The organism is Citrobacter sp. Res13-Sevr-PEB04-36, assembly GCF_015672735.1.
Taxonomy (GTDB): Bacteria; Pseudomonadota; Gammaproteobacteria; order Enterobacterales; family Enterobacteriaceae; genus Citrobacter.
Window position 1 is genome coordinate 80,602 of record NZ_JADABY010000043.1, and the last position, 24,849, is coordinate 105,450.

Genomic DNA, 24,849 nt, shown 5'->3' on the forward strand with positions numbered 1-24,849 from the left:
CCTGGCACAGAAAGCAAAACAGGCCCGAAAGGGCCTGTTTGATTTTACTTCACTACGCGTAGCGCCGGACGCCCACCACGCGGAGGTGGCGGCGTGTCATCCGGGTCGTTGTCATCACTGTGATCGGGCTTATCGCCATCAATAACTGACATGACCGTTTCACTTTCAAAGCCGGACGCATCGTTGTCGTCATCATTTAAGCTGGCGACATCTTCGTCGTAGGCTGCTTCTGGCTCGAACATGGTACCTGCGCCGTTTTCACGAGCATAGATAGCCAAAACCGCAGCCAGCGGCACAGAAACCTGACGCGGTATACCGCCAAAGCGCGCATTAAAACGTACTTCGTCGTTAGCCAGTTCCAGGTTGCCCACCGCACGTGGAGCAATATTCAGAACAATTTGCCCGTCACGCGCATATTCCATAGGAACCTGCACATCCGGAAGCGTCACATCCACCACCAGGTGCGGCGTGAGCTGGTTGTCTAACAACCACTCATAGAATGCGCGCAGCAGATACGGACGGCGCGGTGATAGCTGTGGCAAATCCATACAGATTAACCCCGGCCCAGACGCATTTCACGTTCAGGCTCAGTCAGAGAAGCCAGGAAAGAGTCACGTTCAAAGACGCGAGTCATATACCCTTTCAGCTCTTTCGAGCCTGCACCACTGAATTCAATACCTAACTGCGGTAAACGCCACAGCAGCGGTGCCAGGTAGCAGTCTACCAGGCTGAACTCATCGCTCAGGAAATACGGTTTCTGACCAAACACTGGCGCAATCGCCAGCAGCTCTTCGCGCAGTCGCTTGCGGGCGACGTCAGCTTCAGAAGCAGAACCGTTTACGATGACGTTCATCAGCGTATACCAGTCTTTTTCAATACGCTGCATGTACAGGCGGCTTTCACCACGCGCAACCGGGTAAACCGGCATCAGCGGCGGATGTGGGAAACGCTCATCCAGGTATTCCATAATGATGCGAGATTCCCATAGGGTCAGCTCACGATCCACCAGTGTCGGTACGCTCTGATTCGGGTTGAGGTCGATCAGATCCTGAGGTGGATTGTCTTTCTCCACATGCTCAATCTCGAAACTAACACCTTTCTCCGCCAGTACAATGCGGACCTGATGGCTATAGATGTCAGTAGGACCAGAAAACAGCGTCATTACCGAACGTTTGTTGGCAGCGACAGCCATGAAAACCTCCAGGTATATTCAGAATTTTTACTGCTACCAGCCACCAGGTGGCTAGCCAGAAGTGAAGTCACCCAGATTCGGAAAAGCCATTGCTGTTCAAAATACAAACAAAAAATGAACAATACCGGACATTTGGGCAGAAAATTGGATGATAGTTTACCAGATTTTGTGACCTTTGTGGTGAGTCGATTCTGGAAATGGGAAAAAAGAGGTGGCAATCAGCAGATTACCGTGCTTATTCGCGGGTAAAAACCCATAAAAAAACCCGCCGAGGCGGGCTTTTTCGCAAATTGCAATCTGCCGAAGCAGAAACCAATTAACGCTTGGAGAACTGAGGACGACGACGTGCTTTACGCAGGCCGACTTTCTTACGTTCAACTTCACGAGCATCACGAGTAACGAAGCCTGCTTTACGCAGTTCGCCACGCAGTGACTCGTCATATTCCATCAGTGCGCGAGTGATACCGTGACGGATAGCACCAGCTTGACCAGAAATACCACCACCTTTAACGGTGATGTACAGGTCCAGTTTACCAATCATGTCGACCAGTTCCAGCGGCTGACGAACTACCATGCGGGCAGTTTCACGACCGAAGTACTGTTCCAGAGAACGCTGATTGATAACGATTTTACCACTGCCCGGTTTGATGAAAACGCGAGCTGCAGAACTTTTGCGGCGACCAGTGCCGTAGTATTGATTTTCAGCCATTGCCTATAATCCCGATTAGATGTCAAGAACTTGCGGTTGCTGTGCCGCGTGGTTGTGCTCGTTACCTGCGTAAACTTTCAGTTTACGGTACATTGCACGACCCAGCGGGCCTTTTGGCAGCATGCCTTTAACCGCGATTTCAATCACACGCTCAGGATGGCGAGCAATCATCTCTTCAAAGGTCGCTTCTTTAAGACCACCGACGTAGCCAGTGTGACGGTAGTACACTTTGTCAGTACGCTTGTTGCCGGTTACAGCAACTTTGTCAGCGTTCAGAACGATGATGTAATCACCGGTATCTACGTGCGGAGTGTATTCCGCTTTATGCTTGCCGCGCAGGCGCAGAGCCAGTTCGGAAGCCAGACGGCCCAGAGTTTTACCGGTCGCGTCAACAACATACCAGTCGCGTTTTACGGTTTCTGGTTTAGCTGTAAAAGTTTTCATTAAAAGCTTACCCAAATAAATTAGTTACACGTTGGTGAACACCCAAACGTTTTGTCAGTTGAGGTTCACACGACATTGTCCAGCAAACCTACCCCTTCGAATAGCCTATGCCGGCACATAGAAAGTTTTGGGAAAAAAACTCTCTCGTAACGTGGGGTCGCAAGATTATAGAGAAGTCAGGGTCAAAGATCGACCCCTTTATGTGATTTGCGATGGGTTTAACCGGCTAAATGTTCGCGCTTCAGATACTCTTCGCTTTGCATCTCCTGCAAACGCGACAAACAACGCTGGAATTCAAACTTCAGACGCTCTCCCTGGTAGATCTCATATAAAGGAGAAGCTGCGCTCACCACCAGCTTGACATGGCGTTCGTAGAACTCATCTACCAGCGCGATAAAGCGCCGGGCTTCACTCTCCATCAACATTGTCATTACCGGGACATCCGACAGCAACACGGTGTGAAACAAGCGTGACAGCGCAATATAGTCGTGCTGGCTGCGGGCATCGACACACAGAGTGGTAAACGAGACGGCCAGCGTTTGGTTTTCAACGGCCAACGTCTGCATTGGACGATGATTTATCTCCAGCGTCGGCGCATGCGTGCTTTTGCTTCCCGCTAATGCCAGCCACAGCTTATCCATCTGACGCTGGTTTTCATCATTTAGCGGCGATAACCATAAATGCGCCTGAGTTAACGTACGCAGACGGTAATCAACTCCGGCATCCACATTCATGATGTCGCAATACTGTTTAATCGCCTCAATCGCAGGAAGGAAACGGGCGCGCTGCAAACCGTTGCGGTACAGGTCATCAGGCGGAATATTGGATGTCGCCACCAGCGTGATGCCGCGGGCAAACAGCGCTTTCATTAAGCCACCGAGCAGCATCGCATCGGTGATATCTGAGACAAAAAACTCATCAAAGCACAGCACGTCGGTTTCTGCCTTAAAGCGGTCGGCAATCACTTCCAGCGGGTCGCTTTGCCCTTGCAGGGCGGTCAACTCTTCATGTACACGCAGCATAAAACGGTGGAAGTGCAAACGCTGTTTACGCGTGCCCGGCAAGCTATGGTAGAAAAGATCCATCAGCCAGGTTTTCCCGCGCCCCACGCCGCCCCACATATATAAACCACGCACCGGCGGGTTTTCTGTCGGTTCCCGTTTACCCAGTAATTTACCCAAGCGGGCCATCAACCCACTCTCCTGCAACGCAGGACGGGCTGGGGCAGTCAGTTTCTGGAAAATAATATCCAGTCGATTCACTGCCTCTTGCTGTACGTTGTCGGGTTGATGACTGCCGTCGTTGAGTGCCTGCTGGTAACGCGATGTCGGGGAAAAGCTTTGCATGATGTTATTGTTATTCCTTGAAAATCGATGTGCCGTCGCTCACGGTTGACGAAAAAAAGGCCGTTCTACACTACGCGATATAAAGTCGGGATTCCACTTCTACGGGATTAGCGGTTATAGTGGCATAATCAGGCGCGGGCATGGAGCCTAAAGCCAACACCCTACGGAAACACAAGACAACGGGAGATGTTCATGACCTGGGAATATGCGCTAATTGGGTTAGTCGTCGGTATCATTATTGGTGCCGTAGCCATGCGTTTTGGTAATCGTAAATTACGCCAACAGCAGGCATTGCAGTACGAACTGGAAAAGAACAAAGCTGAGCTGGAAGAGTATCGTGAAGAGCTGGTAAGTCACTTTGCCCGCAGTGCGGAGCTACTGGATAACATGGCCGACGACTATCGCCAGATCTACCAGCATATGGCGAAGAGCTCCAGCAACCTGCTGCCAGGTATGTCACCGGAATCCAACCCATTCCGTAATCGTCTGGCAGAGTCTGAAGCAGGCAACGATCAGGCACCAGTTCAGATGCCACGTGACTATTCCGAAGGGGCCTCCGGTCTGCTGCGTAGTGGCGCAAAGCGCGACTAACTGCACAGCGTTAAGAAATTTATTGGGCGCAGCAATTGCGCCCTCCGCTTCTCTTCCCGTCCCAGCTATTATTTAGTCGTTAGCCGCATTGTGACCAAACCGAAAATTCAATAACATCAAACTGTTTTGAATCATCTTCCGTTTACTCAAGGTACGAGAGCAGGATCAATGAAAAAACAAACCCAGCTGTTGAGTGCATTAGCGTTAAGTGTCGGGTTAACTCTCTCGGCGCCGTTTCAAGCCATTGCGTCGATACCCGGCCAGGTTCCCGGTCAGGCGGCACTCCCCAGCCTCGCACCAATGCTGGAGAAGGTGTTACCTGCAGTCGTGAGCGTGAGAGTCGAAGGTACCGCCACTCAGGGGCAGAAAGTCCCGGAAGAATTCAAAAAGTTTTTTGGCGATGACCTACCCGATCAGCCATCACAACCGTTCGAAGGCCTGGGTTCAGGGGTCATCATCGACGCCGCCAAAGGCTACGTTCTGACCAATAACCACGTGATTAATCAGGCACAGAAGATCAGTATCCAGCTCAACGACGGTCGCGAGTTTGACGCCAAGCTGATTGGTAGCGACGATCAGAGCGATATCGCCCTGCTGCAAATCCAGCACCCCAGCAACCTGACACAAATTGCCATCGCCGACTCCGACAAACTCCGCGTGGGTGATTTCGCCGTGGCCGTCGGCAACCCGTTTGGGCTGGGGCAAACGGCGACCTCCGGCATCGTATCGGCATTGGGTCGCAGCGGCCTGAACCTGGAAGGCCTGGAAAACTTTATTCAGACCGACGCGTCCATTAACCGGGGCAACTCCGGCGGCGCACTACTTAACCTGAACGGTGAGCTGATCGGTATTAACACCGCCATTCTGGCACCGGGCGGCGGCAGCATCGGCATCGGCTTTGCCATTCCCAGCAACATGGCGCGTACACTGGCACAGCAGTTGATGCAATTTGGCGAAATCAAACGCGGCCTGCTGGGCATTAAAGGGACGGAAATGACCGCCGACATTGCCAAAGCGTTCAAGCTGGATGTGCAGCGCGGCGCGTTTGTCAGCGAAGTTCTGCCGAACTCTGGCTCCGCGAAAGCGGGCGTGAAATCCGGTGACGTCATTACCAGCCTCAACGGCAAGCCGTTGAACAGTTTCGCTGAACTACGTTCGCGCATTGCGACCACCGAGCCGGGTACCAAGGTCAAACTGGGCCTGCTGCGTAACGGTAAGCCGCTGGAAGTGGAAGTCACGCTGGATACCAGCACATCGTCGTCCGCCAGTGCGGAAATGATTGCCCCTGCGTTACAAGGGGCAACGCTTAGCGACGGTCAGTTAAAAGACGGCACTAAAGGCATCAAGATTGATAACGTCGAAAAAAGCAGCCCAGCCGCGCAAGCCGGTCTGCACAAAGATGACGTTATCATCGGTGTGAACCGCGATCGCGTGAGCTCTATTGCCGAAATGCGCAAAGTGCTGGAAGCGAAACCGTCGATCATTGCTTTGCAGGTGGTGCGCGGTAACGAGAATATTTATCTGCTCCTGCGTTAAGCGGGTATTCCGGACATCAGCCCGCCGTGTGATGTCCGGTAAACTCGTGATATGCTGCTGCCGTTCCCCTTTTTAATGACGCCGCTATCATGTTTGTGAAGCTTTTACGTTCGGTCGCGATTGGTTTAATCGTCGGCGCCATTCTGCTGGCCGCGATGCCCTCTCTGCGCAAAATCAATCCGCTTACAGCACCCCAGTTTGACAGTGCTGATGAAACGCCTGCCAGCTATAATCCGGCGGTTCGCCGTGCAGCACCCGCTGTTGTTAACGTATATAACCGCAGTATGAATAGCACGACGCATAACCAGTTGGAGATCCGCACACTCGGCTCGGGCGTTATCATGGATCAGCGCGGCTATATCATCACCAACAAACACGTGATTAATGATGCCGACCAAATCATCGTCGCCCTGCAGGATGGGCGCGTGTTTGAAGCACTGCTGGTCGGCTCCGACACCCTGACTGACCTGGCGGTGCTAAAAATCAACGCCTCTGGCGGGCTGCCCACGATCCCTATCAACAACAAACGGATTCCGCACATTGGCGACGTCGTTCTTGCTATCGGTAACCCGTACAACCTTGGGCAAACCATTACTCAGGGGATCATCAGCGCCACCGGTCGTATTGGCTTGAACCCCACGGGACGGCAAAACTTTCTGCAAACGGATGCCTCTATCAACCACGGTAACTCCGGGGGCGCGCTGGTTAACTCGCTGGGTGAGTTGATGGGCATTAACACGCTGTCGTTTGACAAGAGCAACGATGGCGAAACGCCGGAAGGGATTGGTTTTGCTATTCCTTTCCAGTTGGCTACAAAGATTATGGATAAGCTGATTCGTGATGGTCGCGTCATTCGCGGGTACATCGGGATTAGCGGTCGTGAAATTGCGCCACTGCACGCGCAGGGCGGCGGAATGGATCAGATTCAGGGGATTGTGGTTAACGAAGTCTCCCCGGATGGCCCGGCGGCACAGGCGGGTATTCAGGTTAACGACCTGATTATCTCGGTCAATAACAAACCGGCTGTCTCTGCGCTGGAAACCATGGATCAGGTAGCGGAAATTCGCCCAGGCTCGGTTATCTCCGTCGTCGTGATGCGTGATGATAAACAGTTAACGCTGCAGGTCACCATTCAGGAATACCCGGCCACTAATTAACATCACGCCTACCCCCCACTTACCATAAAAAACCGGAGCACAATTAGCTCCGGTTTTTATTAGGCGATATCGTAGGGAGTTGGCACGTAATGCCTGATGGCGCTACGCTTATCAGGCCTACAAATACATGCTGACCGTAGGCCGGATAAGGTGTTTACACCGCCATCCGGCATCCGGATCCTCTTCGCGTTACTTAACGAATTCTTCGCCCAGGGTAATATCTTTCTTCAGCGTGTCCAGCATGCCTTCCAGCGAGCTCTGTTCAAACGCGCTCAGTTTACCGATGGACTGACGTTCTTCTACACCATTTTTGCCCAGCAGCAGCGGCTGAGAGAAGAAGCGAGCGTACTGGCCATCACCTTCAACGTACGCGCATTCCACCACACCTTTTTCGCCGTTCAGTGCACGAACCAGCGACAGGCCGAAACGTGCCGCTGCCTGACCCATTGACAGGGTTGCAGAACCGCCACCGGCTTTTGCTTCGACAACTTCAGTACCCGCATTCTGGATACGTTTGGTCAGTTCAGCCGCTTCTTGCTCGGTGAAGCTCACACCAGGGATCTGTGACAGCAGTGGCAGAATGGTTACGCCAGAGTGTCCGCCGATAACCGGAACTTCAACGTCGGTCGGCTGCTTGCCTTTCAGTTCCGCAACAAAGGTGTTGGAGCGGATGATGTCCAGCGTAGTCACGCCAAACAGTTTGTTCTTGTCGTAAACACCTGCTTTTTTCAGCACTTCTGCAGCGATTGCAACGGTCGTGTTCACTGGGTTAGTGATGATACCGATACAGGCTTTCGGGCAGGTGGTAGCAACCTGCTGGACCAGATTCTTCACGATACCCGCGTTGACGTTAAACAGGTCGGAACGGTCCATACCTGGTTTACGCGCGACACCTGCAGAGATCAGCACCACATCAGCACCTTCCAGTGCCGGGGTCGCATCTTCGCCGCTGAAGCCTTTGATTTTCACAGCAGTAGGGATATGGCTCAAATCAACGGCCACACCAGGCGTTACTGGAGCGATGTCGTACAGGGAGAGTTCTGAACCTGAAGGCAGTTGGGTTTTTAACAGTAATGCTAGCGCCTGACCGATTCCACCAGCAGCGCCGAGGACTGCAACTTTCATCCTAAACTCCTTATTATATTGATAAGCAAAGTGTCTATTGCTCCGCGGCGGCGACCATAATTCACAAACTCAATGAATACAACAACCACGCGTCAAGAATGCGTAGTCACGCAAATTTGGCTTTTATGCATTTAATTTACGTAAAATAAAACCTAAGTTACGTAATTCAAAACGACCCGCACAGTAGAGCAACTTTCCAACAGGTGCAGACAATATACCTTACTGCCCCCTCAAAACAACATCAATTTGATAACAATTGATTTACTTTTAAGCTTATTTGCGCGGCGTGACACAGGCATGTTTCTTGATAACGAAATTTGATAAAATCCCGCTCTTTCATAACATTATTTCAGCCTTGAATGAGGCAGACCGTTTGCATAAAAATTCATCTGTATGCACAATAATGTTGTTTCTACCGCCATATTACGGGTGACTTATGCGAAGCTCGGCTAAACAAGAAGAATTAGTAAAGGCGTTTAAAGCGCTACTCAAAGAAGAGAAATTCAGCTCTCAGGGAGAAATCGTCCTCGCATTGCAGGATCAGGGCTTTGATAATATCAACCAGTCCAAGGTTTCACGCATGCTGACCAAGTTTGGCGCCGTGCGTACCCGCAATGCAAAAATGGAGATGGTGTACTGCCTTCCGGCGGAGTTGGGCGTACCGACAACCTCCAGTCCACTGAAAAATCTGGTGCTGGACATCGACTACAACGATGCCGTGGTGGTCATTCATACCAGCCCAGGTGCCGCACAACTGATTGCACGTCTGCTGGATTCACTGGGTAAAGCAGAAGGTATCCTCGGCACCATCGCGGGCGACGATACCATCTTCACCACTCCGGCTATGGGTTTTTCAGTAAAAGATCTGTACGAAGCCATTCTGGAACTGTTCGAACAAGAGCTGTGATCCTTTTCCCCGCCGCATCGTGTGGCGGGGAAAAACCTTCCTTTCTCATCCCCTATCCCTCTTTTCCACTACCTGGCATTTAACAAATAGTGCGTTTCACTGCCTGAAACCATTCACGCGGTGAATTATAAGCATAATAAACGCACAAATTGCTAAATTAGTTATTCTATTGAATTTACTGATTTTTTTGAGAAATAAAAGTTCAGAAATACGTTTTTAATTCCATTGAGTTATTAAAAAAACAATTCTTAACACCTAATAACGGAAGAAATCATTAGCGTGGTATTAATTTATCGAGTTATTAGTGTATACTTGATTTTGTGATGAGGGTCACGAAACGAAGACCCCAATAAAAGAATTCGACGAGGTAAATATCATGAAAATCAAAACAACTGTTGCAACATTAAGCCTTCTTTCCGTTCTCTCTTTTGGTGCCAGCGCGGCAGTTAATCAGGTGAACACACAAGAAGCACAGAATTTGCAATCCATGGGTACCATCTCCGTTTCTCAGATTGGCAGCTCACCGATGGATATGCGTCAGGAAATCGTCGCTAAAGCTGAAAAAGCTGGCGCCAGCAGCTACCGCGTGACCGAACTGCGTGAAGGCGCTCACTGGCACGCAACGGCTGAACTGTACAAATAAACCCTCGTCGTCTTGTCCGAGACGACTTGCCCCCGCCTGTCGGGGGCTTTTTTATGCCTTACATCGAATGACGAACGTTAAAGCGTAATTGCCCTTCCAGCTCTTCTTCTGCTTCATCAAACAGCAATATCAGCGCACCGTAGCGTCGTCGTTGTTTGTCTGGCAAATGGATAAACTCAATTTCCAGCGGCAGGGGTAGAATATCTCCCATCACCACTTCCCACAGCGAATCGAGATCGCTCACCTTTTCCCGAGCCAGACCGAATGTCCGCGTAAACTCACGGTAAAAATCCCCCAGCTCTTCAATCTCGTCAAAATCAAATGTATAGATCTTCATCTATAGCTACCATCCCGACGCCAGTCACTCGACAGACTACCTCTATGCAGAGACTTCCGCACGTCAGGTAAGTATAGCCATAAACAAACCGACGCTTCTGGCGTCGGTTTATCAGTTTAACTGCTGGTCAGCGCATGCTGGTATTTGTGGAGCATGCCGGTGAGTCGTTTTACCGGCTCCGTCACCTGAGGAGGTGCTTCCCAGAGGGCTAACTTCTCCTGATAGATATCAAGCTCTTCCAGCAACTGGCTAAAGTAGCGTCGGCGTTTGTCGTCGTTCCCTGCGGATATAATGTGATCGGCGGTGCGGCGCAGTTGACGGTGAAAGGCGGATAAATCCTCGTTTACCGGTACCGGCGCATCGCGCAGACGCTGGTGCGCGATAATCATCGTCAGCGCCAGGCGAAACTTCGCCAGGTCCCCGGGGAATTTGTTCATCAGCAAAAACAGCTGCTGATACAGCGCCGGGAGATGATTTTCTTTACGGCGAACCACGTTGGTGGTCATGGCCGAGACCGCCGCTGATACAAACTGATTGAGCAGCACACGACCGGTTCTGTCGCGCGAGTTATCTCGCACCAGTAAGATCACCAGAAACGCCAACACGCATCCAACAATCTGCCCAAGCGCACTGTCAAGGAACTGGCTAAAGTGGAAAGTCATCGGGTTATCCAGCACAATGATGTTAATAGTACTGGCCAGGGCACCCATTGAACCCAAACGTCGCTTCTGAACCTCGATGCCCAGAAAGAACCCCAGCACCGCCAGGCTCAGGCACAGTAACAACATACTTTGCTGCGTATTGGGGATAATCACCAGAAAGTAGAGCGCGCCCAACGGTAACGCCGCCAGCGTGCCGTAGATAAAGTCGATCGCCACCATGCGCGGATTGGGTAAACGCATCGCCAGTGAGGTCACGACCGCAATCATCACCATTGCGCCGCTACCCGACGTCCAGCCGGTCCACAGCCAGAACAAGGTGCCCAGCACGCAAGACAGCGTGGTGCGCCAGAAGTTAACCATCGCATGATGTCGCTCAGCAGATTCCACCTTCACCAGTGGCTCGCCCTGCAAGATCTCTTCTTCCGTGGCGCTAATTTTTGTATTACTGACCACGCCGCGTTTCAGCAGCAGGTAGCGCGTTGCCGCACCGGCCCAGGTATAGATCGTGACCGGCGTGTCACGCTCACCGGTCCAGACCATTACCCGGCGCATGCGCTTCAACTGCTTATGCACATCCTGCACGCTTTCCACCGGCATATCGAACAGCTCGCGGAAGGTTTCTGTAATCAGTTCTGGTCGCGTGTTCTGGATAAGATAAGTTTCGCAAGATTGAGTAATCAGCGTCAGTGACAGCGTGTTCAGCGCTTTGAGCCTGCGGTTGGCACGCCCCCAGCGTGAGGACTCCATATTCAGGTTGCTGCGCATATCCTCCAGCGCCGCCGTCCGACGAACTAAATCGCCCCAGGCTTTGTCCACTTCCTCTCTGTCGCCATGTTTAATACACAGTTGCATAAGCCGGTACTGCGCCACCAGAAGGCTGTCCAGTTCGACGTCAATTTCCTGTTTCACCGAGCGGGGCGAAAAGAGCAGATCCGCCACTATCGCGCAGACAATACCGATCACAATCTCGCTACAGCGCTCGAGGGCAAATTGCGGCGTCAGCAGGGGCTCCGCCTGGATAGTAATGACGATAATCAGCGCCGTATAACCCGAAAGCCCCCAAGCATAGGAGTTCTCGATCTTCACCAGCGAAGAGATCCAGGTACAAAAACCAGCCCAGACACAGCACACCAGAATCATCAACAGCGGCGCACGGATCATGCTGATAATAATCACCAGCGCCGCAATACAGCCGATAAACGTCCCGATGATACGCAACATCCCGCGATAGCGGATCGCGCCCGAATAAGGTTCTCCGCCCGCCGCGAAAGCGGGGCCCGCAGCCACAATCGCCGCGGTCAACACCGCCCAGCGAGGGGTCTCAAGCTGAAAATGAAAGCCAACAAACAGCGCCAACACAATGGCGCATGCCAGTTTTAACGCAAAGCGGATGTGCTGATTGGCAATGGAGAAAATACCCATCGAGATTAACCAAACTCGCGCAGACGGTGCGCCATTTTACGAAAGAACGATTCCTGGCTGGCATCGCGATCTTGACTACCGGTAATGACCACGGTCGCCGTGGTACCAGCCGGCCACAGGGTTCCCTGCTGGTCATCAAGACGAATGCGCACCGGCACACGCTGAGCCAGTCGCACCCATTCAAGGTTGGAGTCAATGGTCGCCATGCCTTTTGCATCCTGCGTGCTGCTGGCATTCGTCACGCCCGCCGCCACGCTATCAACGGTACCTTTCAATACCTTGTTACTGCCAAGCGGCGTAATTTCAGCACGATACCCCGGGCGGACACCTTCCAGCTTGGTCTCTTCCATATAAGCCAGAACGTAAAAGGAGTGCTGTTTGACCAGCGCCACCGCCGTCGAACCACGGGTAATAAATTCACCAGAATAGACATTAAGATTAGTCACCCAGCCGTCGGCTGGCGCACGAATCACGGTACGTTCGAGATCGAGTTTTGCCAGATCGCGGGTCGCCTGCGCCTTCGCCAGCTGATGTAATACGGTTTGCAGCACGTTATTCGACTGGTCAATTTCCTCACGGGACATGGCCTGAACGCCAAGACGGTTACGACGCCCCGCCTCCTGGCGTTTTTCCTGCGCCAGGACCTGATAATAGGCGACGTCAGCTTCGGCTTGTTCGAGGGCTTTTTTATAACGCGGTTGGTCGATGGTAAACAGGACCTGATCCTTTTTCACCAGTTGGTTATCATGCACGTTAACGTGAGTAATCAGACCCGCGACGTCCGGGGCGATAGCGACAACCTCGGCACTAAAACGCGCGTCACGCGTCCACGGAGACTCGGTGTAATAGACCCATGCGCGGAAAATAGCGATAAAAGCCAGAATGACCAGTACGAGAGTCATGGCCGTACGGGAGAGTTTTCTTGTTAGTGTTTTCACTTCAACCTCAAACGAACAGGCGCGTTATTAGATAGAACAGACAGCAATACAGCGCGGTGTTAAACAGAGCCGGATGCCAGACAAAATCATAGATGCCTGTCGGAACCAGCACCCGGCGCACCAGCCAGAAAATCGCCAGTGACAAAAGTAACTCGAAAAAAATCGGTGGGAAGGAAAGACCAAACACCACGATAACGGGAAACAGACTCATGTTGACCTTGGTAGCTTAAGAGAGTGCAGGCGATCGTTTATTGAGCATATGTCACCGCAGAGAAGGGCAAGGATGAGCCAGGCGAGAGCGACATAGCTGTTATTTGAATAATAATATATTAACGTAACTGTTATGCTGTTATCTATATTATGTGATCTAAATCACTTTTAAGTCAGAGTGAACAATGGAACGATTAAAACGTATGTCGGTGTTCGCCAAAGTCGTCGAATTTGGCTCCTTCACTGCCGCAGCCAGACAGCTGCAAATGAGCGTTTCATCGATAAGCCAGACGGTATCAAAACTGGAAGATGAACTGCAGGTTAAGCTGCTAAACCGCAGTACACGCAGCATTGGGCTGACCGAGGCCGGAAAAATTTATTATCAGGGTTGCCGTCGCATGCTGCATGAAGTGCAGGACGTTCATGAGCAGCTTTACGCGTTTAACAACACGCCGATCGGTACGCTGCGGATCGGCTGTTCTTCAACCATGGCACAAAATGTCCTCGCAGGACTGACCGCAAAAATGCTGAAAGAGTACCCCGGACTGGCGGTCAATCTGGTCACCGGCATCCCGGCCCCGGACTTAATTGCCGACGGCCTGGACGTGGTTATCCGCGTGGGCGCACTCCAGGACTCCAGCCTTTTTTCACGCCGTCTTGGGACGATGCCAATGGTGGTCTGTGCCGCTAAAAGCTACCTCGCCCAATTTGGCGTCCCGGAAAAACCCGCCGATCTCAGCAACCATTCGTGGCTGGAATACAGCGTACGTCCGGATAATGAATTTGAGCTTATTGCCCCGGAGGGGATTTCGACTCGCCTGATCCCACAGGGACGCTTCGTGACCAACGATCCCATGACGTTGGTGCGCTGGTTGGCCGCAGGTGCAGGCATTGCCTATGTTCCGTTAATGTGGGTGATCAATGAGATCAACCGTGGCGAAGTGGAGATCCTGCTGCCCCGCTACCAATCAGATCCGCGTCCGGTTTATGCGCTGTATACCGAAAAAGACAAGCTACCGCTCAAGGTGCAGGTGGTGATTAACTCTCTCACAGATTATTTTGTCGACGTGGCGCAGTTGTTTCAGGGGATGTACGGCAGGGGTAAAGAGAAATAAAAATGCCCGGTGGCGCTTCGCTTACCGGGCCTACAGTTGGTGCCGATTTGTAAGCCGGATAAAACGCGAAGCGTTACCATCCGGCATGTACAACAATTACGCGGTACCGCCTACGGTAAGGCTATCTACCTTCAACGTCGGCTGACCCACGCCCACCGGCAGACTCTGCCCTTCTTTGCCGCAGACGCCGACACCGTTATCCAGTTTCAGGTCGTTACCCACCATCGAAACCTGCTGCATCGCTTCAATACCGGAGCCGATCAGCGTCGCGCCTTTCACCGGCTTGGTCACTTTACCGTTCTCAATCAGATAAGCTTCAGACGTTGAGAACACAAACTTTCCTGACGTGATGTCCACCTGACCGCCGCCGAAGTTCGGGGCATAAATACCGTATTCGACAGACTCGATGATTTCCTGCGGCGTAGATTTTCCTGGCAACATATAGGTGTTAGTCATACGTGGCATCGGCAAATGCGCATAAGACTCACGGCGTCCATTACCGGTCGGCGCTACTCCCATCAGACGCGCGTTCAGCTTGTCCTGCATGTAGCCCTTCAGAATACCGTTTTCAATCAGCACGTTGTACTGGCCAGGCGTACCTTCATCATCAATAGCCACTGAGCCACGGCGATCCGCCATCGTGCCGTCATCCACGATGGTACACAGCTCAGATGCCACCAACTCACCCATATGACCGCTAAAGACTGACGTCCCACGACGGTTGAAGTCACCTTCCAGGCCATGACCGACCGCTTCGTGCAGCAGCACGCCCGGCCAGCCTGCACCCAGCACGACCGGCAGCGCGCCTGCCGGTGCAGCTACCGCGGAGAGATTCACCAGCGCCATGCGCACGGCTTCTTTCGCCCATGCATCGGCACGGACTTCGCCGTCAAGGGAGGCGAGGAAATAGTCATAGCCAAAACGACCACCGCCGCCACTGGCGCCACGTTCACGCTTACCGTCGTCTTCTACCTGCACGCTGACGGACAAACGCACCAGAGGACGAACATCGGCCGCCAGCGTACCATCAGTTGCCGCAACCAAAATCAGTTCATAAACGCCGGTCAAGCTAGCGGTCACTTCCTGCACACGTTTGTCGGCGGCACGCGCGACCTTATCAACGCGGCGCAGAATATCCAGCTTCTCTTCACGGCTCATGCTCTGCAACGGATCAAGTGAGGTATAAAGCGCCTGATGCTCTACTGCACCCAGCGTTTTCACTTTGCCATCGCCGTTGTCGCGCACAATAGTACGGGCAGCGTGAGCGCTTTGCTCCAGCGCCAGCAGGCTTATCTGGTCTGCGTAGGCAAACCCGGTTTTTTCACCGCTGATAGCACGCACACCAACGCCCTGATCAATGTTGTAAGAACCATCTTTAATGATGCGGTCTTCTAAAACCCAGGATTCGTGATAGCTCGACTGAAAATAGAGATCGCCGTAATCAAGACGGCGTTCGGCCAGTTGGCCCAGAATGGCAAACAGATCCTGATGTTTCAGGCCATTCGCCGCTAGCAATTGTTCACTTACCAGGTTCAGACTCATCGTTTTGCTACTCATTAGTTGCCGCTGTAATACAGCGGTAAGAAGATCATATTTACTGAGATTGGGGCAATTACTCGCCCCCGTCAAATCATTGCTGGCTTTCTTTACGCGGCTGGCGCAGAACTTCGTTAATCTGCGGTTTATCGACCGGACCAGTGATGCGATAGCGCAGAATCGAGACTTTGCTCCACAGCGGCCCCAGAACTTTACTGGCGGCAAACACCGCAGCGCCGACAATCGGGTTAACGGCAAATGCGGCGGCCACCCCCACAGTAGCAGAAATTTCCGGTGCGACTACGGCTTCCATATTCAGTTCACGACGGACCAGATTGACCGAGCCTTTCATGGCGATATCAGCTTCCAGACCATCTACCAGCGTATCGTCAGTATGCATCACGCCATCCTTGATCCACGCCGTGCTGCGAATCGAGTCAAAATAGAAGCCTTCATTAAACGTATCGCTAAAATCGAAACGCAGTTTACGCAGCAGCGCATCAAAGCTCAGCAGGCGCAGCAGTTGTCCCGCATGCCCGGTGCTGAGTTCGGTAAGCTCACCTTTGCCCAGACGGGTACGCAAAATACCATTCAGCGACGCCTCATCAGGCTCCCAGGGCGGGTTACGCCAGTGCAGATCGTACTCAACGTTAAACGAAGAGTTGTGGATCGGGGTCGATACGCCAAAGAAACCGGCTGCGGAGTCAATTTTGTTGCCGTTCAGTTTTCCCTTCAGCGATGTACGCACATTACCCGGCGCGTTAACCCATTCACCATCGAGGGTCAGCCTGGCAAAGCCCGTATCCAGCAGTCCGTTATCCAGGGTCAGCGTATCACCCTTAATCGCGACGTCAGCATCAATGCGCCCGTATTTCTGCCCCCACATCCAGCACTCTTCACAGCGTAGCTGCACGTCTGGCCAGCCACGGAAGCTGATGTTGTTGATGGTGGAAAACGGCGAGGCAGGCGTGGCGTTCGACGCAGGTTTTGCTGCACTCGGGTTGTAATAGAGATACTTCACGTTTGCCAGCCACGGTGCGTTATTGCGCATCGCCAACGTCGCGTTGATCTCACGCCCCTGCGCCTGCACTTTACTGCCGTTCATCGAAGGCTCAGACACAATACTGAGATTGTTCCACTGCTGACCACCCAACGATAGCGACGACGTACGTACCGTTATACGCTGCGGGAAGTCGGCATTGGTACCCACGCTGTCCGCCGCGCCTTTGTTAAACAGTGCCAGCCATTGCGCACCGTCCATTGGCGGAAGATTAAGTTCAATACCCTGCTGATCGGGCAGGTCAGGCACCGTGCGACTTTCAGACGTCCAGATAGCGCGGTCAAGAGTCAGTTTCTGATTCAGCAGCCAGTGGCTGTTAAAGTGATTTTTATTCCCTGCGTTACCCGTCAAATCGAAGCTGCGCAGGTTGCCGTCCGCCTTCACGTTTAATGGCAGAGACTCACCGGCCGCTTTATTTAGCGGCGCAGGTAAGTGACTGCTTACATTCTTCAGGTCGCCTTTTAATTCGATGTTGTAGGTCGCCCCGGCATGGTACGGCAGATCGATACCCACTTTACCATTCCACGCCATGCTGCCGCTTAAAGCCTCGTTCACCTGCGTTGGCAGGATGCCCATGCGGGTTGGTTGCCAGTCGCCGTTCAAATTCACCGCTACCTGATAGGCTTTAGCGCCTTCGGTCGTGGAAAAGTCGACGTTCAGTGGCTGATTAAACCAGGTGGCCGTCATCGGCTCGCTCTTGAGTGAGCCGTTAATAAAGCTGAATTTACCGTTCAGGTTCTTTAATGTACTGTCGAGTGGCTTAATAAACAGGTTGTTATTACGCAGGTTGACATCACCTTTGGCGGTCACCAGCGAGCCATTCAGCGGGATATCCAGATGTAAGCGAGCATTCACATCGCCATCAATCTGGAGCTGCTCCAGCGTGCCACCCAGAGAATCCTTCAACGGTGTCTCGTCAAAATACGGTCCGACCGCCTTGCCAGGACCATTGATATCGGCATCAATCAGCAGCTTTTCTTTTGCGTAGTCGGGAATATTGGCCGTCAGGTTGCTGGCTCTCACCCCACCTAAATTGACACCGTCGGTCTTCATCCACAGGCCGTTATTAATGAAGTTCAGCTCAATGTTAAGATTGGTAAGCGCTGGCCAGTCAGGCTGGAAAGCAAATTTGGCATTGCGCAGCGGCACCAGTACCTGAAACTGACCTTCATTATGTGTATACGGGAACAAACGCGGATTCCCGCCGTACACCAGCGTGGCGTTATCTGCTTCACCGCCCTGAATCGCACCGCTAAGGTAATCGACCAGGTCTTTACCCATCAGGTTTTCCGGGAAATAACGCCAGGCCTGAGAACCGTCGTCAGTGCTGATCCCCGCCAGAATGCCCAGCCACGGCTCATCACCTGTCGGCTGTAGATAGCGAAACCCACCGCGCGCATGGACGGCTTTGGCTTTAACATCAATATTCCGCCCATCCAGTTGAAAACCTTTGTCGTTCTTCAGCCAGCTTAGCGTCGCAACGCCGTCTTCTATTTCCAGCGGCGCACGGAAGACGGTTTCATATGGCATTTTTGCCTGCTTCATCGAGACGGTAAGCGCACCGTTCTCCACGCTACCGGCAAGCGTACCAGAGAAATGCTCGGCGCCTGGTAACAGCTTCCACTGTTTCCAGGCCAGATCGGTCCACGAGGACTGGAAGCGCGTTTTTTCTGTCGCCTGTAATGGGATATCCAGCGCCAGCGTATCTATCTTGCCGCTCGGCTGCGTGGCCCGCCAGATGTCACCCAACGCAGGGGAGAGCTTTGCAGCCATGGGACGTAGCCCTTCCAGACCCGCCAGTTCGAGGTTACTGGCTCGAATGCGCAGCTCGTCGCTACGTTTGTTATTCTCGCCCCCGACTTCCTGCTCGGGGATCCAGGCCAGGGTGAGAGCACCGCTCGGCCAGGGTTTGTCATCCATCGTGATACGCGTATCTGGGATCGCGAACACCCAGCCAGGCTGTTCGCGGCTGATATGTGCGGTCAGGTTATCAACAGACAGCGTGTGCGTATTGTTGTCACCTTTCCAGCTTGCCCCGCCTTTCTTCAGCCAGACATCACCACTGGAAATTTCACCTTTGCTGAGCGTCATCCACCCTTCCAGGCTAAAGCGCGCCGTTTGCAGCGCGACGTTATCCTGCATCCATTTCCCTAGCCACGGTTTGACGTCGATATCGTCGGCCTGTAACCAGACGCGGCCATTGTTCAGTAGCCCTTCGTCATCACGCAGATCCATCCGCACCTGCATGATACCGTGCTGCCCGGTCAGGCTGGAAAGGCTAACCTGACCTTCGGCGCGGTGCCTGTTTTTTCCGTTCAGCCAGGTAAGCTGAGGGATCGCCAGCTCCGCACGCTGACCAGAGAGGGTCAAGAAACTGATTTGGCTGTCACGTAGATCGAAATGATCAAACTGACGCAGGAACAGATCGCTGACACGTCCGGGTTCAACGCCGTCATCATTGTCGCTGCGCTGGATAGGCGTATTCGTGCGTAAATGTAGTTGCCAGAAGGTGAGGTCACGAAACTGCCAGCGCATGTGCAGCAAACTTTGCCAGACATCCAGCGCCAGCGTGACGCGTTTGACCGAGAATTCGCCGCCGTCGCTAAGCTGAGTGTGGATATCGCGGGCTTCAAGAGTGGGGCCAAAATTCTGCCAGTTGGCGGAGAGCTGACTGGCAGAAACGGTCATGCCGGTGGCCGACTCAATCTTGCTGAGGATCGCAGGCCGCCAGCTATCGAGATGCGGCAACGCAAGGCGCAGACCACTGACCAGCAGCGCTGCGACGACGACGAGCGCGGCTCCAGTGAGCAGTAAAATCCCCGGCAATCGCCTCACGCATCTCTCCTTGTCTGCCAAAAAATGTGACTCACAAAACCGTTTTACCAGATGGCGGCGTGAACGCCTTATCCGGCCTGGAAGATATCGCCATCAGTTGGTTAACTACATCATAACGACGTCGAACTGTTCCTGGTTATAAAGCGGTTCAATTTGTACTTTAACCTGTTTACCAACAAAGATTTCCACTTCCGCCAGCGCATGTGACTCTTCACCTTTCAGGGCTTCCGCCACTGCCGGAGAAGCATAGACCAGGAAACGATCGGAGTCGTAAGCATGATGGACTCGCACAATTTCACGCATTATTTCATAGCATACCGTTTCGACCGTTTTCACCGTACCGCGTCCGTGGCAAGTCGGACACTCGTTGCACAGCACATGCTCCACGCTTTCGCGCGTACGCTTACGCGTCATCTCCACCAACCCAAGCTGTGAAAAGCCATTAATGCTGGTTTTGACACGATCTTTACTCAGCGCTTGCTCCAGAGAGTGCAGCACCCGGCGACGGTGATCTTCATTACTCATGTCGATAAAATCGATAATGATAATGCCGCCGAGGTTACGCAAACGTAGCTGACGCGCGATGGCCTGCGTGGCTTCAATATTGGTGTTAAAGATGGTGTCATCAAGATTACGATGCCCGACAAACGCACCGGTATTGATATCGACAGTGGTCATGGCTTCGGTTTGATCGATAATCAAATAGCCGCCGGATTTCAGCTCAACCTTGCGCTCCAGCGCACGCTGAATTTCATTTTCCACATCAAAGAGATCGAAAATGGGCTGTCGTCCACTGTAGTGTTCCAGCTTGCTGGTCATCTCAGGGATGTATTCTGCCGTAAACTCCAGCAATGCTTCGTAGGTCAGACGGGAGTCCACGCGGATCCTGTCAAGCTGGGCGTCAGCAAAATCACGCAACACACGCTGCGCCAGCGCCAGTTCGCCGTACATCTGGTAACGCGTTTGCGGGCGCTTTTTGCGCTCCATGACTTTGGTCCAGACTCGCTTAAGATATGCGGCATCTGAAGCCAGATCGTCTTCGCACACGCCTTCCGCCGCCGTACGAATAATAAACCCGCCCTGCTCATCACAGTAATCCGCCACCACTTTTTTCAGGCGTTCACGCTCGGTTTCACTTTCGATTCGCTGGGAAACCCCAACATGCGAAGCACCAGGCATAAAGACCAGATAACGGGATGGCAGCGTAATGTCAGTCGTCAGACGGGCTCCCTTGGTACCCAGTGGATCTTTGACCACCTGCACCATCAGGTCTTGACCCTGACGAACCAGTTCGGAGATGTCGCGCACGGTGAACTGCTTCTGTTCTTCACCCGCCACGCATTCAGTGTGCGGCATGATGTCTGAAGCGTGAAGAAATGCGGCTTTATCCAGCCCAATATCTACAAAAGCCGCCTGCATACCCGGAAGTACACGACTTACACGACCTTTGTAGATATTGCCTACGATTCCGCGTCGCGCCTCACGTTCAATATGAATTTCCTGCAGAATACCGCCATCAATGTACGCCACACGTGTTTCCGAGGGCGTTACGTTTACCAACAATTCAGCCGTCATGTTTATCCCTTTTTTCACGCAGTGCGTTAAAATTGCTCAGCAACTCATACGTTTCTACCAGCGGTAAGCCGACTACGGCGTGATAGCTGCCATTTATCTTCCTGACAAAACAGCCACCCAACCCTTGAATACCGTATGCACCTGCTTTATCCATGGGTTCACCGCTGGCAACATAGCCGGCGATGTCCTCATCTGTTAGTGCTCTGAACGTCACTTCCGTTACCACCAGGCAGTCCAGACTGTGCTGGCGATCGGCTAATGCTACCGCCGTCATCACCTGATGTGTTTTACCTGACAGTTTGCGCAGCATCGCGGCTGCATGCGTGGTGTCGTGTGGTTTTTCCAGCACTTCACCATCCAGGATGACAATGGTATCTGCACCCAGTACCGGCAAGTCTCGTGCAGCCAGCGCAACGCCTGCCTGCGCCTTCTCGCACGCGAGGCGAACAACATACTGCTGCGCGCTCTCTTGCGGATGCCGCTGCTCCTCAATCCCCGGAACCAGTCGCTCAAAGGTGACGCCTAGTTGGGTCAACAATTCCTGACGGCGGGGGGAACCTGAAGCCAGATACAGAGTATTCATATCAACCTTATTGCACCGCAAACTGCTGGCGGACTTTACGCATCAGTAAAAATAGCCATGGCCAAAGCACACCATTTACTACACTACTCCAGAACACTTCAGGTCTGAAAGAGACGTTGATCACTAAAAACTCGGCCCAGAAAACAATAATATCCACGACCAGTGATAGCAACATGACCACCAGCGCCTGTTGCCAGAGCGCCAGGTTACGGAATAGCTGGAATTTCAGCGCGACCAGATAGGCAATGATGCTCATCGACAGGGCCCGCACGCCAAGCGTGGAGCCGCTAATGAGATCCAGTATGGCACCCACCACAAATCCTGTGCCCACATTTACGCGATGCGGCAGCGCCAGGATCCAATATAACAAGATGAGCAGCACCCAGTTTGGCCGGTAAACAAGAATGTCGTCCGGCCAGGGCATGACTTGCAGTAAAAGAGCGATAAGAAACGAGAGCCAAATAACCCAACGCCCCTGACTACGATAACTTGCCACTTACTGCCCTCCCGGCTTACGCGGAGAAGGTGCTGGCGGCGTGGTCGTCGCAGGAGTAGGTGTTACGCCAGTCGCCGGTGCAGGAACGGGCGCAGGAGGTCCCATCGCGTCCGGTGCAGGCAGGACCTGCGGCATCATTTGCATCAGACGTTCATTGGCTACGCGATGTACCTCTTCCGGCGTCATCGGATTGGCGCCATTACGATCCGCGCCCCACAACAGCAGCAGATAACGCAAACGCTGTAACCCTGCCGTCGGACGCGCCTGAATCACGGTGTAAGCACGCTGAGTATCCAGTTTAACGGAAGAGACAACGGCAACCGGATAGCCTTCAGGGAAGCGCCCACCCAGACCGGAAGTCACCAGCACATCGCCAACGCGAATGTCGGTATTGGCAGGCAGATGCTCGAGCTGCAGATCGTCCGTACAGCCGTTTCCGGCAGCAATCACACGGATATCGTTACGTAATACCTGAATTGGCAACGCGTGGGTGGCGTCGCAAATCAGCAGCACGCGACTGGTCAGCTTCGCCACGGCAACGACCTGGCCGACTACGCCTTTATCGCTGATAACTGGCTGGCCTTCATAGACACCGTTCACGCTACCCTTGTCGATAACCACCTGATCGCTGTAAGGGTCATTAACCGTTGAGATGACCTGAGTGACCATCTTTTGTTCATCCTGGCGCAGCGGCGATCCCAGCAGTTCACGCAAGCGCGCGTTCTCCTGTTTATATTGCCCCAGCATCAGTAAGTCACTGTTTTTCAGCAGCAGTTCCTGACGCAGCGCCCGGTTTTCAAGTTCAAGTTGGTCACGCGAGGCCAGCGTTTGCGACACGCCGTCGAGTAATTCACGGGGACCATTAGAAATAAAGTAGAAAGGACTGACGGCGGTATCCATGTACGTTCGGATTTGACTAAACGTACCCAGGCGGCTGTCGGCAATAATAACGCCGAGCGCCACCAGCACCGCCAGAATAAGGCGAATCTGTAGCGACGGGCCACGGCTAAAAATTGGCTTCATAAGTTTGCGTATTCTCGTATCAGATGCGGCAGGGCATCGGATGTTAACCCTGCCGGAACCCGATTACTCTTCGCTGAACAGGTCGCCGCCGTGCATATCGATCATTTCCAGCGCTTTGCCACCGCCACGCGCCACACAGGTCAGCGGATCTTCAGCGACAACAACTGGAATACCGGTCTCTTCCATTAACAGACGATCAAGATTACGCAGCAGTGCACCACCACCGGTCAACACCATGCCGCGTTCGGAGATGTCAGACGCCAGTTCTGGCGGACATTGTTCCAGGGCAACCATTACCGCACTCACGATACCGGTCAGCGGTTCCTGCAGCGCTTCCAGGATCTCGTTAGAGTTCAGGGTAAAGCCACGTGGAACACCTTCGGCCAGGTTACGACCACGCACTTCGATCTCACGTACTTCGTCGCCAGGGTAAGCGGAACCGATTTCGTGTTTAATACGTTCAGCGGTCGCTTCACCGATCAGAGAACCATAGTTACGACGCACATAATTAATGATGGCTTCATCGAAACGGTCACCACCGATACGTACAGAGGAGGAGTAAACTACACCGTTCAGGGAGATAACGGCGACTTCAGTGGTACCACCACCGATATCCACAACCATAGAACCGGTTGCTTCGGAAACAGGCAGACCAGCACCGATCGCTGCCGCCATCGGCTCTTCGATCAGGAACACTTCACGCGCACCGGCGCCCTGAGCGGACTCACGGATAGCACGACGTTCAACCTGGGTTGCGCCAACCGGTACACACACCAGTACGCGCGGGCTTGGGCGCATAAAGCTATTGCTGTGCACTTGTTTGATAAAGTGCTGAAGCATTTTTTCAGTCACGAAGAAGTCGGCGATAACGCCGTCTTTCATTGGGCGAATTGCAGCAATATTGCCCGGCGTACGACCCAGCATCTGCTTCGCATCATGACCTACTGCAGCCACGCTTTTCGGCGAACCGGCACGATCCTGACGAATGGCCACAACGGAAGGCTCATTCAATACGATGCCTTGTCCTTTTACATAAATAAGGGTATTCGCGGTACCCAGGTCAATGGACAGGTCATTGGAAAACATGCCACGAAATTTTTTCAACATACTAAGGGATAATCCTGAAAGCTGGGGCGGAAAACAAAATCCGCTTACTTTACCAACCACACGCAGCAGCGACAAGGCGGAAAAATCATCTGCTACGGTGAAAATTAGTGCAGTTCGTTTCCTTTGTTACAAAACCGGCCTGAGTCCATCAGGGCTGAAAAAATCAGCAGCACTCCTCGCTTTTGTTTGCAACCTGTCAAAGGTCATTCACCTGCATGTTTGCTGTTACATTCTGGCGAGCAGACAAGCACACCCCCAGAAGGCACAGCGCGCGTTATTCTACGTGAAAACAAATTAAAC

At 52.9% G+C, this 24,849-nt stretch carries 24 protein-coding genes; 7 read left to right on the forward strand and 17 right to left on the reverse strand.

The window, feature by feature from the left end:
- Window positions 1-44 precede the first annotated feature (44 nt).
- From sspB to zapE, 5 genes are all read right to left on the reverse strand, one after another.
- Window positions 45-548, reverse strand: a complete 504-nt coding sequence (gene sspB / locus IMQ48_RS13085) for a ClpXP protease specificity-enhancing factor (RefSeq protein WP_196209384.1) — start codon at window positions 546-548, stop codon at window positions 45-47.
- Window positions 549-553: 5 nt separating this feature from the next.
- The gene (gene sspA / locus IMQ48_RS13090) at window positions 554-1,192 is read right to left on the reverse strand and encodes a stringent starvation protein SspA (protein ID WP_135324142.1); all 639 of its coding nucleotides are present in this window, start codon (window positions 1,190-1,192) and stop codon (window positions 554-556) included.
- A gap of 316 nt (window positions 1,193-1,508) precedes the next feature.
- The gene (rpsI, locus tag IMQ48_RS13095) at window positions 1,509-1,901 is read right to left on the reverse strand and encodes a 30S ribosomal protein S9 (RefSeq protein ID WP_062774136.1); all 393 of its coding nucleotides are present in this window, start codon (window positions 1,899-1,901) and stop codon (window positions 1,509-1,511) included.
- A gap of 15 nt (window positions 1,902-1,916) precedes the next feature.
- Window positions 1,917-2,345 carry a 50S ribosomal protein L13 gene (gene rplM / locus IMQ48_RS13100; protein WP_052284015.1) on the reverse strand — a complete coding sequence of 143 codons (429 nt, stop codon included), beginning with the start codon at window positions 2,343-2,345 and terminating at the stop codon, window positions 1,917-1,919.
- 218 nt (window positions 2,346-2,563) lie between these two features.
- Entirely contained in the window at window positions 2,564-3,691 is a 1,128-nt protein-coding gene (zapE, locus tag IMQ48_RS13105) for a cell division protein ZapE (RefSeq protein WP_196209385.1), read from the reverse strand.
- Window positions 3,692-3,883: 192 nt separating this feature from the next.
- Here zapE and zapG point away from each other — a divergent pair, with 192 nt between their 5' ends.
- The 3 genes from zapG to degS all read left to right on the forward strand — a co-directional run bounded on the left by zapG (window position 3,884) and on the right by degS (window position 6,975).
- Window positions 3,884-4,282, forward strand: a complete 399-nt coding sequence (zapG, locus tag IMQ48_RS13110) for a Z-ring associated protein ZapG (RefSeq protein ID WP_045448139.1) — start codon at window positions 3,884-3,886, stop codon at window positions 4,280-4,282.
- Window positions 4,283-4,450: 168 nt separating this feature from the next.
- On the forward strand, window positions 4,451-5,818 hold the full coding sequence (gene degQ / locus IMQ48_RS13115) for a serine endoprotease DegQ (protein ID WP_196209386.1): 1,368 nt from the start codon (window positions 4,451-4,453) through the stop codon (window positions 5,816-5,818).
- A gap of 89 nt (window positions 5,819-5,907) precedes the next feature.
- On the forward strand, window positions 5,908-6,975 hold the full coding sequence (gene degS, locus IMQ48_RS13120) for an outer membrane-stress sensor serine endopeptidase DegS (RefSeq protein WP_196209387.1): 1,068 nt from the start codon (window positions 5,908-5,910) through the stop codon (window positions 6,973-6,975).
- A 189-nt stretch (window positions 6,976-7,164) separates the two neighbouring features.
- Here the strand turns inward: degS and mdh are convergent, their stop codons facing one another.
- The gene (mdh, locus tag IMQ48_RS13125; protein WP_115257361.1) at window positions 7,165-8,100 is read right to left on the reverse strand and encodes a malate dehydrogenase; all 936 of its coding nucleotides are present in this window, start codon (window positions 8,098-8,100) and stop codon (window positions 7,165-7,167) included.
- Between the two features lie 436 nt (window positions 8,101-8,536).
- On the opposite strand from mdh, the gene argR reads away from it, so the two are divergent.
- Window positions 8,537-9,007: a transcriptional regulator ArgR gene (gene argR / locus IMQ48_RS13130; protein ID WP_096755477.1), complete on the forward strand. Its 471-nt coding sequence runs from the start codon at window positions 8,537-8,539 to the stop codon at window positions 9,005-9,007.
- 376 nt (window positions 9,008-9,383) lie between these two features.
- A complete protein-coding gene (gene yhcN-B, locus IMQ48_RS13135) occupies window positions 9,384-9,650 on the forward strand; it encodes a DUF1471 family stress response protein YhcN-B (RefSeq protein ID WP_096755476.1) in 267 nt (88 codons plus the stop codon).
- 58 nt (window positions 9,651-9,708) lie between these two features.
- Here yhcN-B and IMQ48_RS13140 read toward each other — a convergent pair whose 3' ends face one another.
- The 4 genes from IMQ48_RS13140 to aaeX form a co-directional block, all read right to left on the reverse strand.
- Window positions 9,709-9,987, reverse strand: coding sequence for a hypothetical protein (locus IMQ48_RS13140; protein ID WP_196209388.1), 279 nt, complete (start codon window positions 9,985-9,987; stop codon window positions 9,709-9,711).
- 116 nt (window positions 9,988-10,103) lie between these two features.
- A complete protein-coding gene (aaeB, locus tag IMQ48_RS13145; RefSeq protein ID WP_196209389.1) occupies window positions 10,104-12,071 on the reverse strand; it encodes a p-hydroxybenzoic acid efflux pump subunit AaeB in 1,968 nt (655 codons plus the stop codon).
- Window positions 12,072-12,076: 5 nt separating this feature from the next.
- Entirely contained in the window at window positions 12,077-13,009 is a 933-nt protein-coding gene (gene aaeA / locus IMQ48_RS13150; RefSeq protein WP_196209390.1) for a p-hydroxybenzoic acid efflux pump subunit AaeA, read from the reverse strand.
- A gap of 7 nt (window positions 13,010-13,016) precedes the next feature.
- Window positions 13,017-13,220: a p-hydroxybenzoic acid efflux pump operon protein AaeX gene (gene aaeX / locus IMQ48_RS13155; RefSeq protein WP_003025177.1), complete on the reverse strand. Its 204-nt coding sequence runs from the start codon at window positions 13,218-13,220 to the stop codon at window positions 13,017-13,019.
- Between the two features lie 184 nt (window positions 13,221-13,404).
- On the opposite strand from aaeX, the gene aaeR reads away from it, so the two are divergent.
- Entirely contained in the window at window positions 13,405-14,334 is a 930-nt protein-coding gene (aaeR, locus tag IMQ48_RS13160; protein ID WP_196209391.1) for an HTH-type transcriptional activator AaeR, read from the forward strand.
- A 96-nt stretch (window positions 14,335-14,430) separates the two neighbouring features.
- Here the strand turns inward: aaeR and tldD are convergent, their stop codons facing one another.
- From tldD to mreB, 7 genes are all read right to left on the reverse strand, one after another.
- Entirely contained in the window at window positions 14,431-15,876 is a 1,446-nt protein-coding gene (gene tldD, locus IMQ48_RS13165; protein WP_196209414.1) for a metalloprotease TldD, read from the reverse strand.
- Between the two features lie 88 nt (window positions 15,877-15,964).
- On the reverse strand, window positions 15,965-19,765 hold the full coding sequence (gene yhdP / locus IMQ48_RS13170) for an AsmA2 domain-containing protein YhdP (RefSeq protein ID WP_196209392.1): 3,801 nt from the start codon (window positions 19,763-19,765) through the stop codon (window positions 15,965-15,967).
- Between the two features lie 105 nt (window positions 19,766-19,870).
- Window positions 19,871-21,340, reverse strand: a complete 1,470-nt coding sequence (gene rng / locus IMQ48_RS13175; RefSeq protein WP_096755470.1) for a ribonuclease G — start codon at window positions 21,338-21,340, stop codon at window positions 19,871-19,873.
- Entirely contained in the window at window positions 21,330-21,923 is a 594-nt protein-coding gene (locus IMQ48_RS13180) for a nucleoside triphosphate pyrophosphatase (RefSeq protein WP_196209393.1), read from the reverse strand. Before IMQ48_RS13180 ends, rng begins: the two co-directional genes overlap by 11 nt.
- 7 nt (window positions 21,924-21,930) lie before the next feature.
- Entirely contained in the window at window positions 21,931-22,419 is a 489-nt protein-coding gene (gene mreD / locus IMQ48_RS13185; protein WP_103928680.1) for a rod shape-determining protein MreD, read from the reverse strand.
- The gene (gene mreC / locus IMQ48_RS13190) at window positions 22,420-23,442 is read right to left on the reverse strand and encodes a rod shape-determining protein MreC (RefSeq protein WP_196209394.1); all 1,023 of its coding nucleotides are present in this window, start codon (window positions 23,440-23,442) and stop codon (window positions 22,420-22,422) included. It abuts the gene before it with no gap.
- Window positions 23,443-23,505: 63 nt separating this feature from the next.
- Complete coding sequence (gene mreB, locus IMQ48_RS13195) at window positions 23,506-24,549, reverse strand: rod shape-determining protein MreB (protein ID WP_000913396.1); 1,044 nt, start codon at window positions 24,547-24,549, stop codon at window positions 23,506-23,508.
- On the opposite strand from mreB, the gene IMQ48_RS13200 reads away from it, so the two are divergent.
- Window positions 24,527-24,847: a hypothetical protein gene (locus tag IMQ48_RS13200; RefSeq protein WP_153880057.1), complete on the forward strand. Its 321-nt coding sequence runs from the start codon at window positions 24,527-24,529 to the stop codon at window positions 24,845-24,847. The genes mreB and IMQ48_RS13200 overlap by 23 nt on opposite strands.
- The last annotated feature ends 2 nt before the right edge of the window (window positions 24,848-24,849 follow it).

Excerpts from the sequence above, each read along its gene's own strand:
- yhcN-B (WP_096755476.1), top strand. The coding sequence starts at position 9,384 with ATGAAAATCAAAACAACTGTTGCAACATTAAGCCTTCTTTCCGTTCTC.
- degQ (WP_196209386.1), top strand. The coding sequence starts at position 4,451 with ATGAAAAAACAAACCCAGCTGTTGAGTGCATTAGCGTTAAGTGTCGGG.
- rng (WP_096755470.1), bottom strand. The coding sequence starts at position 21,340 with ATGACGGCTGAATTGTTGGTAAACGTAACGCCCTCGGAAACACGTGTG.
- aaeX (WP_003025177.1), bottom strand. The coding sequence starts at position 13,220 with ATGAGTCTGTTTCCCGTTATCGTGGTGTTTGGTCTTTCCTTCCCACCG.
- degS (WP_196209387.1), top strand. The coding sequence starts at position 5,908 with ATGTTTGTGAAGCTTTTACGTTCGGTCGCGATTGGTTTAATCGTCGGC.
- mreB (WP_000913396.1), bottom strand. The coding sequence starts at position 24,549 with ATGTTGAAAAAATTTCGTGGCATGTTTTCCAATGACCTGTCCATTGAC.
- mreC (WP_196209394.1), bottom strand. The coding sequence starts at position 23,442 with ATGAAGCCAATTTTTAGCCGTGGCCCGTCGCTACAGATTCGCCTTATT.
- aaeB (WP_196209389.1), bottom strand. The coding sequence starts at position 12,071 with ATGGGTATTTTCTCCATTGCCAATCAGCACATCCGCTTTGCGTTAAAA.
- IMQ48_RS13180 (WP_196209393.1), bottom strand. The coding sequence starts at position 21,923 with ATGAATACTCTGTATCTGGCTTCAGGTTCCCCCCGCCGTCAGGAATTG.
- aaeR (WP_196209391.1), top strand. The coding sequence starts at position 13,405 with ATGGAACGATTAAAACGTATGTCGGTGTTCGCCAAAGTCGTCGAATTT.
- rpsI (WP_062774136.1), bottom strand. The coding sequence starts at position 1,901 with ATGGCTGAAAATCAATACTACGGCACTGGTCGCCGCAAAAGTTCTGCA.
- rplM (WP_052284015.1), bottom strand. The coding sequence starts at position 2,345 with ATGAAAACTTTTACAGCTAAACCAGAAACCGTAAAACGCGACTGGTAT.
- sspA (WP_135324142.1), bottom strand. The coding sequence starts at position 1,192 with ATGGCTGTCGCTGCCAACAAACGTTCGGTAATGACGCTGTTTTCTGGT.
- IMQ48_RS13200 (WP_153880057.1), top strand. The coding sequence starts at position 24,527 with ATGCCACGAAATTTTTTCAACATACTAAGGGATAATCCTGAAAGCTGG.
- mdh (WP_115257361.1), bottom strand. The coding sequence starts at position 8,100 with ATGAAAGTTGCAGTCCTCGGCGCTGCTGGTGGAATCGGTCAGGCGCTA.
- zapE (WP_196209385.1), bottom strand. The coding sequence starts at position 3,691 with ATGCAAAGCTTTTCCCCGACATCGCGTTACCAGCAGGCACTCAACGAC.
- argR (WP_096755477.1), top strand. The coding sequence starts at position 8,537 with ATGCGAAGCTCGGCTAAACAAGAAGAATTAGTAAAGGCGTTTAAAGCG.
- sspB (WP_196209384.1), bottom strand. The coding sequence starts at position 548 with ATGGATTTGCCACAGCTATCACCGCGCCGTCCGTATCTGCTGCGCGCA.
- IMQ48_RS13140 (WP_196209388.1), bottom strand. The coding sequence starts at position 9,987 with ATGAAGATCTATACATTTGATTTTGACGAGATTGAAGAGCTGGGGGAT.
- zapG (WP_045448139.1), top strand. The coding sequence starts at position 3,884 with ATGACCTGGGAATATGCGCTAATTGGGTTAGTCGTCGGTATCATTATT.
- tldD (WP_196209414.1), bottom strand. The coding sequence starts at position 15,876 with ATGAGTCTGAACCTGGTAAGTGAACAATTGCTAGCGGCGAATGGCCTG.